At 59.2% G+C, this 13,481-nt stretch carries 13 protein-coding genes and 1 pseudogene; 5 read left to right on the top strand and 9 right to left on the bottom strand.

Features of this window, described 5'->3' with window-relative positions; all coding sequences use genetic code 11:
• Positions 1-61 precede the first annotated feature (61 nt).
• The 5 genes from ACIP1X_RS16040 to ACIP1X_RS16020 all read right to left on the bottom strand — a co-directional run bounded on the left by ACIP1X_RS16040 (position 62) and on the right by ACIP1X_RS16020 (position 4,739).
• Entirely contained in the window at positions 62-598 is a 537-nt protein-coding gene (locus tag ACIP1X_RS16040) for a C40 family peptidase (protein WP_400650994.1), read from the bottom strand.
• A 222-nt stretch (positions 599-820) separates the two neighbouring features.
• Positions 821-1,438 (bottom strand): C40 family peptidase, encoded by a 618-nt coding sequence (locus ACIP1X_RS16035; RefSeq protein ID WP_053118534.1) that lies wholly within the window; start codon positions 1,436-1,438, stop codon positions 821-823.
• A gap of 226 nt (positions 1,439-1,664) precedes the next feature.
• The gene (hda, locus tag ACIP1X_RS16030; RefSeq protein WP_034156234.1) at positions 1,665-2,369 is read right to left on the bottom strand and encodes a DnaA regulatory inactivator Hda; all 705 of its coding nucleotides are present in this window, start codon (positions 2,367-2,369) and stop codon (positions 1,665-1,667) included.
• 206 nt (positions 2,370-2,575) lie between these two features.
• Positions 2,576-3,649, bottom strand: coding sequence for an AI-2E family transporter (locus tag ACIP1X_RS16025; RefSeq protein ID WP_053118532.1), 1,074 nt, complete (start codon positions 3,647-3,649; stop codon positions 2,576-2,578).
• Between the two features lie 31 nt (positions 3,650-3,680).
• On the bottom strand, positions 3,681-4,739 hold the full coding sequence (locus ACIP1X_RS16020) for a DUF2066 domain-containing protein (protein ID WP_400753460.1): 1,059 nt from the start codon (positions 4,737-4,739) through the stop codon (positions 3,681-3,683).
• 374 nt (positions 4,740-5,113) lie between these two features.
• On the opposite strand from ACIP1X_RS16020, the gene purM reads away from it, so the two are divergent.
• From purM to ACIP1X_RS16005, 3 genes are read left to right on the top strand one after another with little or no spacing between them, the layout of a single operon-like run.
• Positions 5,114-6,172: a phosphoribosylformylglycinamidine cyclo-ligase gene (purM, locus tag ACIP1X_RS16015; RefSeq protein ID WP_053118528.1), complete on the top strand. Its 1,059-nt coding sequence runs from the start codon at positions 5,114-5,116 to the stop codon at positions 6,170-6,172.
• Positions 6,172-6,822 (top strand): phosphoribosylglycinamide formyltransferase, encoded by a 651-nt coding sequence (gene purN / locus ACIP1X_RS16010; RefSeq protein WP_053118526.1) that lies wholly within the window; start codon positions 6,172-6,174, stop codon positions 6,820-6,822. Before purM ends, purN begins: the two co-directional genes overlap by 1 nt.
• Before the next feature lie 8 nt (positions 6,823-6,830).
• Positions 6,831-7,544, top strand: coding sequence for a DUF3108 domain-containing protein (locus tag ACIP1X_RS16005; protein ID WP_053118524.1), 714 nt, complete (start codon positions 6,831-6,833; stop codon positions 7,542-7,544).
• A 167-nt stretch (positions 7,545-7,711) separates the two neighbouring features.
• Here ACIP1X_RS16005 and ACIP1X_RS16000 read toward each other — a convergent pair whose 3' ends face one another.
• Both ACIP1X_RS16000 and ACIP1X_RS15995 read right to left on the bottom strand, forming a co-directional pair.
• Entirely contained in the window at positions 7,712-9,337 is a 1,626-nt protein-coding gene (locus tag ACIP1X_RS16000; protein WP_400753458.1) for a methyl-accepting chemotaxis protein, read from the bottom strand.
• A 138-nt stretch (positions 9,338-9,475) separates the two neighbouring features.
• Positions 9,476-10,522 carry an amidohydrolase family protein gene (locus ACIP1X_RS15995; RefSeq protein WP_400753456.1) on the bottom strand — a complete coding sequence of 349 codons (1,047 nt, stop codon included), beginning with the start codon at positions 10,520-10,522 and terminating at the stop codon, positions 9,476-9,478.
• A gap of 129 nt (positions 10,523-10,651) precedes the next feature.
• Here ACIP1X_RS15995 and ACIP1X_RS15990 point away from each other — a divergent pair, with 129 nt between their 5' ends.
• Positions 10,652-11,068, top strand: a complete 417-nt coding sequence (locus ACIP1X_RS15990) for an OsmC family protein (protein WP_053118518.1) — start codon at positions 10,652-10,654, stop codon at positions 11,066-11,068.
• 61 nt (positions 11,069-11,129) lie between these two features.
• Positions 11,130-12,002: a pirin family protein gene (locus ACIP1X_RS15985; protein ID WP_212544258.1), complete on the top strand. Its 873-nt coding sequence runs from the start codon at positions 11,130-11,132 to the stop codon at positions 12,000-12,002.
• A gap of 84 nt (positions 12,003-12,086) precedes the next feature.
• Here ACIP1X_RS15985 and ACIP1X_RS15980 read toward each other — a convergent pair whose 3' ends face one another.
• The gene (locus tag ACIP1X_RS15980) at positions 12,087-12,815 is read right to left on the bottom strand and encodes a dienelactone hydrolase family protein (protein ID WP_400753453.1); all 729 of its coding nucleotides are present in this window, start codon (positions 12,813-12,815) and stop codon (positions 12,087-12,089) included.
• Between the two features lie 68 nt (positions 12,816-12,883).
• Positions 12,884-13,481: pseudogene (locus tag ACIP1X_RS15975) on the bottom strand (molecular chaperone HtpG); the annotation flags it as partial.

Raw genomic sequence — 13,481 nt, 5'->3', positions numbered from 1 at the left:
GACTGAAACTACGCATTCGCGAGCAGGCTCGCTCCCACATTGGGGTTTTGTGTTGGCCTTATTATGGGTTACGCGCCAGATGCTCTGGCTGCAACACCCGCTTCGCACTCAGATAAGCCTTCTGCCAATACGCTTTCGACAGACTGTCCAGCTTCACCGTGCCACCCGTGGCCGGCGCATGCACGAAGCGCCCTTCGCCAACGTAAATCCCCGCATGACTAACCTGCGAACCACCATTGGTGGCGAAGAAGATCAGGTCGCCGGTCTGCAAGCCTTCCTTACCGACATTCGGAGCCTGCATCACGATCAGGTCGCGCGTGGTGCGTGGCAGGTTGATACCCGCCGCATCGCGGTAAACAAAGCCGATCAGGCCACTGCAATCAAATCCCGAATCCGGCGTGTTGCCGCCCCAGCGATAAGGCGTGCCAACGAGGCCGAGCGCGCGGAACAGCACGTCTTCAGCAGCAGGCGAGAAAGATTCCGAGGGGGCGAACACGATCGGGGCGCGAACCACCGGCGCAGGGGGCGGCGTGCGACTGGCGCAGGCACTGAGCAGTGCTGCGAAGACGATCAAAACGAGGCGGGCCGACGTGGTCATAAGCAGAACATCCTGATCTGGCTGCGGCTAATTCTGCCGAATGGGCAGAAAACAAAACCGCCTGCGTACGCACGCAGGCGGTTTGCCATCAATATAGATTCAGGATTCTAGCGGCTACGCGGCAAACTTCAAGTAAGACTTTAACTTCACCTTGTAAAGTATAGGTCTACTCCCTTGCCGGGAACCGTTTTGTCGCCGCGAACGCGGCGACAACGGGGGGAATTACTTGCGAGCGGTGACCACGGTCGGGGCCATGGCGAGTGCACGCTTGGCTTCGATGAAGGTCTTGCTCCAGTAGCTGTCACCGAGGTTGTCGATGCGAACACCGCCGCTACGACGACTGCTGGAGTGAATGAACTGGTTGTCGCCCAGGTAGATCCCGGCGTGACTGACACGACCGCGACGACCATTGGTGGCGAAGAACAGCAGATCGCCCGGTTCCAGATCGCTACGCGAGACCAGTGGTGCGTCTACGTTGATCATTTCGCGGGTGGAGCGCGGCAGATTCATGCCGGCTTCTTCGCGGAACAGGTAACCGATGAAACCGCTGCAGTCGAAACCGGCTTCAGAGGTACCGCCGAAACGGTAACGGGTACCGATCAGGGACATGCCGCGTTCAAGAATGCTGTCGGCCAGAACCGGCAATTCATACGGCTTGCTGCCGCTGAAGTCTGCGAGTTCTTTTTCGGTAGCCAGCTCTTCCTGATAAATAACGGAAGACTGAGCAGTGGAAGAATTTTTAACCTGTTGAGGCTGCTCTTGAACTGGAGAATGAGCAGCGCAACCGTACAACAGGGTGACGAGTGCGAGAGGCACGAGGGGTGCGAAGCGCTTTAGCATGGGCACGACCGTGGCTGATAGTTGTAAAGAAGCCGAGACTATGCCCGCTATCAACCTCATTTGCAAATTCAATCGATCTTTTTGTGACTTCTCGGTTTCTCGTTTACATCTAAGCGCTTAAGCCCATTTCACTCGTTACGCGGCCTGCACCCGGTGCAGGAAAGCGCTTTTTCTGACGCCTGAAATATGCCGAAACGTGCTAAAAGCCGCAGAGACAAAGGGCTGGCTACCAACCGAGAGTTTCTTTAAGGAAGGGAATTGTCAGCTTGCGCTGAGCTTGCAGCGAGGCCTGATCGAGCTGTTCGAGCAGATCAAACAACGCGCTCATGCTGCGGGTACCGCGAGTCAGAATGAAATGCCCGACTTCATCGGTCAGGTGCAGACCGCGACGTGACGCGCGCAATTGCAGGGCACGCAACTTGTCTTCATCGGAGAGGGGGCGCATCTGGAAAATCAGCGCCAGGGTCAGGCGCGATTTGAGGTCTGCCAGTTTGACCGGCAATTCACGTGGCGAGGTCGCCGCCGCAATCAACAACCGTCGACCGCTGTCACGCAAGCGGTTGAACAGGTGAAACATCGCCTCTTCCCAGTCAGCCTTGCCGGCAATCACCTGCAAATCATCCAGGCAAACCAGTTCGTACTGTTCAAGGTTGTCGAGGATTTCCACACCGCGATCCATCAACTCGGCCAACGGCAGGTACACCGCCGGTTCGCCCATCTGTTCGAAGCGCAAACACGCAGCCTGCAACAGATGCGTACGCCCTACCCCGTGCTTGCCCCAAAGATAAATCAGGCTTTCGGTCCAGCCGGCGTCGGCTTCGCATAGGCGCTCGACATAGCCGAGTGCAGCGGCATTGGCGCCTGGGTAGTAGTTGATAAAGGTGGCGTCGTCACGCAGACGCACACCTAGGGGCAGCTGAATCGGTTTCATGCTGACTGAACAGTTCTCAAGGAACCGTTAGTGGCCTCTGTGTAAAGTTTGCGAAGTTTATACCCGTGAGGCGGAGCGCACAATGCAGCAGACCCCAAGCAAAATCAAAGGTTTGCGTTAACACCCTGGTTTTATGACAGTTTCTCTGACGCAATCACCTGCATGACACGGGCCAACCCGGCGCACCGCCGGGCTGTCCGTCGTGATTACAACTCCGGCTCATCCACTCCGCTGTACATATCAGAGTCTTTATACAAATCGTGCATATGGCGCACCAAGACCATGATCACCGCCGCCACCGGCAGCGCCAGCAGCACACCGGTAAAACCAAACAGCTCGCCACCGGCCAGAATCGCGAAGATCACCGCCACCGGGTGCAGGCCGATGCGGTCGCCGACCAGCAATGGCGTCAGCACCATGCCTTCCAGTGCCTGACCGACCATGAACACCGCAACGATGCCGACCATCGGGTACAGATCGCCACCGAACTGGAACAACCCGGCAATCAGCGCCGCACCGATACCAATCACGAAGCCCATATAAGGCACGATCGCCGCCAGACCCGCGATCAGGCCGATCAACAGCCCCAGCTCCAGACCGACGATCATCAGGCCCGCCGCATAGATCACGCCCAGCGCGAGCATCACCAGCAACTGACCACGCACAAACGCGCCCAGCACCTCATGACATTCACCGGCCAACGCCACCACGCGCTCTTCGCGATCACGCGGCAGCAGGCTGCGGATCTTGGCCATCATCACGTCCCAGTCGCGCAGCAAGTAGAAACTCACCACCGGGATCAGCACCAGATTCGCCAGCAGGCCGATCAACGCCAGACTCGACGCCGTGGCCTGACTCAGCACCACACTGACGATGTCGGTGGTCTGTCCCATGTGTTCGCTGATGGCCGCTTTGACCTTGTCGAACTTCCAGAAGCCGTCCGACAGCCCAAGCTTCGCCTGCGCCCACGGCAGCGCCGTGTGTTGCAGCCAGTCGAGCATTTGCGGCGCCAGTTCGTACAAACGCAGCAACTGCTTGGCGAGCATCGGTACCAGCACCAGCAACAGCGTGGTGACGATCAGGGTGAATAAAGCAAACACCGCGATCACGCCCCACGTACGCGACAGCCCGAGCTTCTCCAGGCGATCCACCAGCGGATCGAACAGATACGCGAGCAGCAGCGCCACCAGAAACGGCGTGAGGATCGGGTGCAGCAACCATACAAACGCGCAAAGCAGGACAACCCCACCGAGCCAGAACCAACGCCGCGTATCGGCCATGAACCACTCCTGCTTCTATATAAGGAAAGACTTACCAGCGAAACCGTAACGACGGTGCTGCCGGAATCGGGGCCGGAGCCGCGACCGGAGCCGCACCTGCCACCGCAGGCTGCGGCGGCGCGACCGGTGCAGGCGCGTCGGCCGGCAATTCCTGCAACTTCGCTAGCGACAACTGCGCGCGCATCTGATCGGCACTGCCATTGACCCGATAGACGATGCGATCGCCATCGACACTCTGCAGACGCACGCCGAACGGTTCGAGTAACCGCAACAGCGCCGCATAATGCTCAAGATTCATGCCCTGCACTTCCAGGGTCTGCTGCCCCGACGCACCAGGCTTGGCAACGAACCGTGGCGCCAGGCGCTCAGCCACCGCCAGCATCACCGCATCGGCGACGGCAGCCTGATCGGCGCCCTGCACCGTGCCGGCCTCTTTCTGATCGCCCAGCCACAAATGCCATTTCGCCTGCCACTGCCCGCCTTCTTCGCGCGCATGCACGGCCAGCAAGGCATCGGCGTTGTAACGTTCGGAAACCCCGCGCAACGGCCCCGGATCCGTACCTTCCAGCGCCGGCGCAGTCGCCACCAGTTGTTCACTCAGATCCGCCAACGGCAAACGCAGCGGCAAACCACGATGCTGAGCCGCCACACGCAACGGCCCGGCAGTCGATTGACCATCACCCACCAGATACGTGCCGTCCGCTGATTCGTTCAGCCACCAGCTCAGGATCGACGGCCGACTGGCGCCCCACATCGACAGCCCGGCGCGGCGCAAGGCCTGCTCGGTAGCGTTCGGATCGAAGTTGACCTTGAGCACCTCCGGCGGCCCGGCGTCGAAGCCGAACTGAGTGATGATCTGCTGCGGATTCTTGCGAATATCCGCCAGCCCGGGATTTTGCGCAGCTTTCGGGTCACCGGTCAGGCGCAACACCAACGTGTCCAGCGCTGCCTGAGTGGCGCGATCACGCTCCTCCGGCGCTTGGCTGGTGACCGGCTGACTGACTTGATAGAGACCTTTGAGGTTTTCGGCATGACTCGCCAGGCTGACCACAGACAAACAACCCACAACCAACAATTTACGAAAAAGCATGGAAAATTCCCGTCGACAGGAGCGGCTGGAACAGGCCGCGTGAACCGGTTAAGCAAGGCTGTGACCCTTGACCCTCGCAAAACATTCACACGGCGGCGGTAAGTTTTTACGTAGTGATAACGATAGACGGTTAATTGCCACACCTTATACAGGCAGTGATACGCCTTAATTGCAAAAAATTTCCCGAGATAATGGCCCTGCCCGTCGGTGCGAGGATGGCCGCTGCCCCTCAAGCCTGATAAAATCGCGCGCCTTCGCAGACCGGCAACAGCCGGGCCCCTCGAAACTCGCGTGAGGCACTCGCCCCCTCGATTTCGATGTTCCCGCTGAACTCGGTCGTTACCCCTGAATCCCCTCCCCTAAAGGCCTGGATCATGAGCAAGCAACCCTCCCTGAGCTACAAGGACGCCGGTGTAGACATCGACGCCGGTGAAGCATTGGTCGAACGCATCAAGAGCGTCGCCAAGCGCACTGCGCGCCCGGAAGTCATGGGCGGCCTGGGCGGTTTCGGCGCCCTCTGCGAAATCCCGGCCGGCTACAAGCAGCCAGTGCTGGTTTCCGGCACCGACGGCGTCGGCACCAAGCTGCGCCTGGCACTGAACCTGAACAAGCACGACAGCATCGGCATCGACCTGGTCGCCATGTGCGTCAACGACCTGGTGGTGTGCGGCGCTGAGCCACTGTTCTTCCTCGACTACTACGCCACCGGCAAACTCAATGTCGAGACCGCGACCCAAGTGGTGACCGGCATCGGCGCTGGCTGCGAACTGTCGGGTTGCTCGCTGGTTGGCGGCGAAACCGCTGAAATGCCAGGCATGTACGAAGGCGAAGACTACGACCTGGCCGGCTTCTGCGTCGGCGTTGTGGAAAAAGCTGAAATCATCGACGGTTCGAAAGTCGCCACCGGTGACGCGCTGATCGCGCTGCCATCGTCCGGCCCGCACTCGAACGGCTACTCGCTGATCCGCAAGATCATCGAAGTGTCTGGCGCCGACATCGAAAACATCCAGCTCGACGGCAAACCGCTGACCGACCTGCTGATGGCCCCGACCCGCATCTACGTGAAGCCGCTGCTCAAGCTGATCAAAGACACCGGCGCCGTCAAAGCCATGGCCCACATCACCGGTGGCGGCCTGCTCGACAACATCCCGCGCGTTCTGCCAAAAGGCGCTCAGGCTGTTGTTGACGTCGCCAGCTGGACTCGCCCGGCCGTGTTCGACTGGCTGCAAGAGCAAGGCAACGTTGACGAAACCGAGATGCACCGCGTGCTGAACTGCGGCGTTGGCATGGTCATCTGTGTGGCTCAGGAGCACGTTGAAGTCGCCCTGAACACCCTGCGTGACGCTGGCGAGCAGCCTTGGGTGATCGGTCAGATCGCTGCTGCGGCAGAAGGCGCAGCTCAGGTTGATCTGCAGAACCTTAAGGCTCATTAATGTCCGCACCCTGTGATGTCGTGGTGCTGTTGTCCGGCACCGGCAGTAACTTGCAGGCTTTGATCGACAGCACGCGAGCCGGCGACAGCCCGGTTCGCATCGCTGCGGTGATTTCCAACCGCGCCGACGCGTACGGCCTGCAACGCGCCAGTGACGCGGGTATCGCTACCCGCTCGCTGGATCACAAGGCATTCGAAGGTCGTGAGGCCTTCGATGCTGCCCTGATCAAACTGATCGACGAATTCCAACCCAAACTCGTGGTACTGGCCGGTTTCATGCGCATTCTCAGCGCTGATTTCGTTCGCCATTACCAAGGGCGCCTGCTCAACATCCATCCGTCGCTGCTACCCAAATACAAAGGGTTACACACTCATCAGCGCGCGCTGGAAGCCGGCGACACGGAGCACGGCTGCTCCGTGCACTTCGTCACCGAGGAACTCGATGGCGGACCACTGGTCGTACAGGCAGTAATACCGGTAGAGTTGCACGATTCGCCGCAGAGTCTGGCGCAGCGGGTTCACGTTCAGGAACACCTGATCTACCCGATGGCCATACGCTGGTTTGCTGAAGGCCGCCTGGCCCTCGGTACGGACGGTGCTTTACTGGATGGCCAGTTACTCGCGGCCAGCGGCCACTTGATTCGACACTAGGAGATTTTATGCGTCGCGCCCTGCTTCTCGCTTGCGCCTTGTTTGCCCTGCCCTTCGCACAGGCAGCAGACCTTCAACCGTTCTCCGCCAGCTACACCGCCGACTGGAAACAGCTGCCGATGAGCGGCACCGCCTCGCGCAGCCTGACCAAGGAAGCCAACGGCGTCTGGAAACTCAGCTTCAAGGCATCGATGATGATCGCCAGCCTGAGCGAAGAAAGCACCCTGACCCTGGACAAGGACACCTTGCTGCCGCAGTCCTACCACTTCGAACGTGGCGGTCTGGGCAAAGCGAAAAAGGCTGACCTGGACTTCGACTGGGCCAACAAACTGGTGACCGGCACTGATCGCGGCGACGCGGTGAAGATCCCGCTGAACCGTGGCATGGTCGACAAATCCACCTACCAACTGGCGCTGCAGCATGATGTGGCTGCCGGCAAGAAAAGCATGAGCTATCAGGTAGTCGATGATGGCGAAGTCGATACCTACGACTTCCGCGTGCTGGGTTCGGAGAAAGTCGAAACCAAGGCTGGCCAGATCGATGCGATCAAGGTCGAGCGCGTTCGCGATCCGACACAAAGCAAGCGCATCACCGTCCTGTGGTTCGCCAAGGATTGGGATTACCTGCTGGTACGCCTGCAACAGGTTGAAACCGACGGCAAGGAGTACAACATCATGCTCCTCGACGGCACGGTCAACGGCAAAGCCGTTAAAGGCAGCTGATTCGACGCACGATGAAAGAGCCCCGCGAGATGCGGGGCTTTTTTTTGCTGGCAACTTGCGCCTCTGTAGGAGCTGCGGCACGCTGCGATCTTTTGATCCTGATCTTAAAAAATCAACATCAAAAGATCGCAGCCTCGTTTCACTCGACAGCTCCTACAGGGGTAATTTCAGACAGAAAACTTCGCCACCATGCTGTTCAAATCCACCGCCAACCGCGACAACTCCTGACTCGCCGCGCTCGTCTGATTCGCCCCAGCCGAGGTCTGCATCGCCAGATCACGAATGTTCATCAGATTACGATCCACCTCCCGCGCCACCGCCGCCTGCTCCTCCGACGCACTGGCGATGACCAGATTGCGTTCATTGATCAGCGTAAACGCCGAGGCAATCTCCTCCAGCGCAACTCCGGCAGCTTTCGCCAGCTCCAGTGTCGAACGCGCCCGGACATTACTCTGCTGCATCGAATTAACCGCCGAATCGGTGCCCTGCTGAATCCCGCTGATCATCTGCTCGATCTCGTGCGTCGATTGCTGCGTGCGATGCGCCAGTGCACGCACTTCATCCGCCACCACCGCAAACCCTCGCCCTGCATCACCGGCCCGCGCGGCTTCAATCGCCGCGTTCAGCGCGAGCAAATTGGTCTGCTCGGCAATCGAGCGAATCACGTCCAGCACCTTGCTGATGCCATGCACCTTGTCCGCCAGATTCTCGACCTGCGTGGCATTGTTGGTCACGTCTTCAGCGAGAAACTCAATCGATGACACGGTCTGCTGCAGCTGTTCACGCCCATGCTGAGCAATGCGATCCGATTCACGCGAAGCTTCGGACGTCGCCACCGCATTGCTGGCAACCTCCTCAACTGCTGCCGTCATCTGATTCACCGCCGTCGCCGCCTGTTCGATTTCCAGACTCTGCTGATGCAACCCGCGCGTAGCGTCTTCCGTGACGCAGCTCAGCTCTTCCGAGGCCGAGGCGAGTTGGCTGGAGGATTCGGAAATTCGCCGGATCGTGTCGCGCAAGTTGTGCTGCATGCTTTGCAACGCTTGCAGCAGCCGCGCCGGTTCATCCTTGCCGCTGATAGTGATGTCGCCAGTCAGGTCGCCAGCCGCAACCACTTCCGCCACTCCAAGCGATTGCGCCAGCGGCAGCACGATGCTGCGTGTCAGCATCACCGCGAGACCGATGGTGATCAGCGCAGTAATGCCGATCATCACCCCGACCCACACCCGCGAATTGGTGAACACCAGCCGAGCGGCCTCGGTGGCGAGATTGGCGTTGTGTTTGTTCAGTTCGACCAGCTCACGCAGCGTGACTGCGATTTCATCGGCCAATGGACTCATCTGGCCGTTGAGAATGCTCGCCGCCTCTTCCACGCGGTTCTGCGCGGACAGCTGCATGACTTGCGCCTGATATTCCAGGTATTTGTGTTCGGCGACCTTGAAGCGATCAAACAACGCGCGCTCCTCCGGCAGAACAATCAGCACGTCATAAGTTTGCTGGGCTTCGCTGAGCACGCCGCGCAGCTCATTGAGCTTGGCGACGTTCTGCTCAAGCGCCTGCGGATCGCGATTGAGCAGCAGGCGCATGGTCAGCGCACGCAGGCGCAACATGTCCTGACTCATCTCGCCGACCGCCATCACACTGGGCAGCCAGTTGTTATCGACCTCGTCGGATTGCGCACGCATGTTCGCCATTTGCAGCAGGGCGAACGCCCCAAGGGCAAACACCATCAGCGCCAACAGGCCAAAACCCAGGCCAGCGCGCGGGGCAATATTGAGACTACGGATACTCATTGCTCTGGTTCCTTCCAAAAGCGCTGCATCAACCCTGCAGCTGGTTGCTTTAGAAGGTATCGGCCCTTTGCGAATTTGCGTAAGACGAAATGGTGATATCAAAACGCCTTAATACTTCGAACACTTGGCAATAACGTTTCAGCGATCAATACCTGACTTGGGCGAAGTTTTCGGCAAGATCGCCAGAAAGTTATCCCGCGCGACTTTATGCGCGACCTTTGTAGGCAATGCGTCGAGGAACGGATTGAAGCTGTGCATTTCCTTACCCAGCTTGTTGAATCGACCTACGACGTCCGAGCCCAGCATGAAGCGCTCAGGGTAGCGCTCGACCAGCGCCAGCCATTCCTTGCGCGGCTTGCCTTGCTCATCCAGCAGATACGGGGTGAGCATGCTCCACGACAGGTCGATATACAGATTCGGATAGGCCTCCAGCATGCGCGTCAGCGTTGGCAGCAAGAAATCCATCTGTGTCTGATGCCGATGAATCTCGGCGCTGGTGCCGGCGTGCGCCCAGATAAACCGGGTGTGCGGATGGTTGCGCAACGGCTCTTCGACTTCCGACAGATAAAGCGGATTTTTCTCACGCTTGGAGGTGATGTTCGAGTGCAGCATCACCGGCAAATCGTTCTCGGCGGCCAGGTGATAAATCTTGGTCATCGCCTCATTGTTGGCGCGCGGGGTGTCGCCGGAGGTCAGCGCCGTCAGGTCATCATGACGGGTAAACACTTCGCCAATGCCCTGCCACAGCCCCGGGTACAGATCGAGCATGCGCTGAATGTGCGCGGCGGAGTTCTTGTCGTTCGGATTGAAGCCGGAGAGGAACGGATGAAAGTACGGCCGCTGCTCAGCAGGCAGTTTTTGCACGGCATCGGCGACGATCACATCAGTGGCGCTGTACCAATAGGCATCGGCGTCATCACCGGCGTAATAGCGTGGACGTTTCGGTTCATCTTCGTGCCATTTCTTCGCCACCGGAATGCCGGAAATCATCACGTGCTCGACGGAATTGTCTTTCATCGCTGTGAGCAATTTCGGCATGCCAGCGGTTTCCTGGAAAAAATCCACGTAATGCAGGTGCGCATCGCTGTAGGTGTAATCCCGCGCGTGGGCGGCACCGGCAATCAGCAACAGGCTGGCAAGACTCAAACGAAACAAGGACACAAGTAATCTCCGGCAGGTAGGCACAGACTAGACCCCAGCGCAGCCACCGGGGTTCAGCCAGCCGGAAAGTGAAACGTTCAGCGGCGACAATGCTCTATAACTGCAAGATCCTTTTTGATCGAAGTACATTTTCCCACCGATAGCGAGGTTCACATGACCATCACCGTCAATACCGTCTCTGCCGAAGGTTTCCGTCACTCCGTAAAAATCGATGATCTCGAATTGTTCACCGACGTCCCGGCTGCTGCCGGCGGTGAAGGCACGGCGCCAGAGCCGCACGATTATTTCGACGCCGCGCTGGGCGCCTGCAAAGCCCTGACCCTGAAAATGTACGCGAAAAAGAAAGACATCCCGCTGACCGGTGTGGGCGTCGACGTCAAACGCGACAACAGCGAAGAGCAGAAAGGCAAATACGTCCTGCACGTCACCCTCACCCTCAAAGGCGTGCTTACCGATGCTCAGCGTGAAGAACTGCTGCGCGTCGCCGACCGCTGCCCGATTCACAAGCTGATGACCACCAGCGACGTCACCATCGAAACCCACGCACCACAAGGCTTCGACAGCCAGTAACCCTCCTGATGCCAGCGGCGGGTTATGCTTCTGGCATCACCCGCTCAGCCTGGAATGCACCATGGACACGCAACCTCTGATCATCCGCCCGCGCGCCGAGGACGTCGAAGGCCAGCCGATTCTGCGCCCGTTGCCGTCAGCCAAATGCCGCAGCGTCGGGCCATTCGTGTTTTTTGACCACATGCTCGAAACGGTTTATCCGACGGGCAAAGGCATGAACATCCGACAGCACCCGCACATCGGTCTGTCGACCCTCACCTACCTGTTCCAGGGGCAGATCCAGCACAAGGACAGCCTCGGCTCCGACCAGGTGGTCAGCGCCGGCGATGTCAGTTGGATGACCGCCGGCAGCGCGATCGCCCACGTTGAGCGCACGCCGGAGCCGTTATGGGAACAGAGCTTCACGATGCACGGCTTGCAGATCTGGCTGGCCTCACCCAAGGATCACGAACAAGGCCCGGGGCATTACAGCCATCACCCGGCGGCGACGTTGCCGGTCAGCGATAACCTTGGCGTGCAGATTCGCATGATTGCCGGGTCAGGCTTTTGCCTGGAATCACCGGTGCCGGTGCTTTCTCCTACGTTGTATGCCGAAGTGCAGATGCAAACGGCGACCACACTGCTGATTCCGACCGAGCATGAAGAGCGGGCGGTGTATGTGCTGAGTGGTGATGCGCAGTTGAACGGCGAAGCGATCGAGCCGCATGCGTTGGTGGTGTTGCCGGCGGGGGAAGAGATGAGTTTGTTTGCCGAGAGTGATGTGCACGCCGTGGTGTTTGGCGGCGCGCCGTTGGACGGGCCTCGGCGGATCAACTGGAATTTTGTCGCGAGCGATCCGGCGGCGATCGATGAGGCACGGCGTAAATGGGCGGCCGGGGATTGGCCGACGGTGCCGGGGGAAGTTGAGCGGATTGAATTGCCGGCAGGCCGATAAAGCAAAAGATCGCAGCCTGCGGCAGCTCCTACATTGATCGCGTGTAGGAGCTGCCGCAGGCTGCGATCTTTTGATCTTGAAAAATCAGCCTTTGAACACTTCATCCAGCAAATCATGCATCGACTTGAACGCGCGCTTGGCCGTTTTCTCGTCGTACATCATCTTACCCGGCACATTCGCATGCGGGTCAGTAAACGAGTGCACCGCACCGCCGTAGCTGAGCAACTGCCAATCCACATTCGCCGCATTCATCTCATCTTCAAACGCCGGCAATTGCTCTTTCGGCACCAATGGATCAGAAGCACCGTGCAACACCAGCACCGAGCCCTTGATGTTCTGCGCATCCGCCGGGTTCGGCGAATCGAGCGTGCCATGGAACGACACCGCCGCTTTCACCGGCGCACCGGTGCGCGCCAGATCCAGTGCACAGCAACCGCCAAAGCAGAAACCGAACACCGCCAGTTTCGAGGTATCAACCGCCGCTTCGCCCTGCTTCTGCAACTGCTCGAACGCCGCCTGCATTCGCTTGCGCAGCAACGCACGGTCATCCTTCAACGGCATCATCGCCGCGCCAGCCTGATCAGCGTTCTGTGGACGCACGGCCTGACCATAGACGTCAGCAATCAACACCACGTAGCCCTTGGCCGCCACCGACTTGGCGATTTCTTCCGCGCCCGCGCTGACGCCCATCCAGTTCGGCGCCATCAACAAACCCGGACGCGCGCCTTTGTGCTCGGCGTCGAACGCCAGACGACCTTCATAAGGCTGGCCGTCAATCTGATAGACCACGGAACGTACTGTGATTTGGCTCATTTCTGACTCCTGATTTGCTAAACACCAGAATGAAAAAACCCGCCGAAGCGGGTTTTTCTACGACTTGGTTAAACCGACAGCTCAACCAGCAGCTTGTTCAGACGGCGCACATAAGCGGCCGGATCCTTCAAGCTGTCGCCGGCAGCCAGGGCTGCCTGATCGAAGAGGATGTGCGACAGGTCGCCAAAACGCTCTTCGCTCTGCTCGCCGTCGAGTTTCTCGATCAGCGGGTGGCTTGGGTTGAATTCGAAGATTGGCTTCGAGTCCGGCACTTTCTGCCCGCTGGCTTCGAGGATCTGACGCATTTGCAGACCCAGATCCTGCTCGCCGATGGCCAGAATGGCCGGCGAATCGGTCAGACGATGGGATACCCGGACTTCCGCCACGGAATCGCCCAGCGCGGTTTTCAGACGCTCAACCAGACCTTCTTTGGACTTGGCGACTTCTTCTGCAGCTTTCTTGTCCTCTTCCGAGTCCAGGTTGCCCAGATCGAGGTCACCGCGTGCCACGTCGACAAACGTCTTGCCGTCGAACTCGCTGAGGTAGCTCATCAGCCACTCGTCGATGCGGTCGGTCAGCAGCAACACTTCGATGCCTTTCTTGCGGAAGACTTCCAGGTGCGGGCAGTTCTTGACCTGCGCGGAGGGATCGCCGGGGAGGTCGTAG

The sequence above is a fragment of the Pseudomonas sp. NPDC088885 genome (assembly GCF_044750025.1).
Taxonomy (GTDB): Bacteria; Pseudomonadota; Gammaproteobacteria; order Pseudomonadales; family Pseudomonadaceae; genus Aquipseudomonas; species Aquipseudomonas rustica.
The sequence above is the reverse complement of the archived record's forward strand: the minus strand, read 5'-3'. Positions and strand labels throughout refer to the sequence as shown.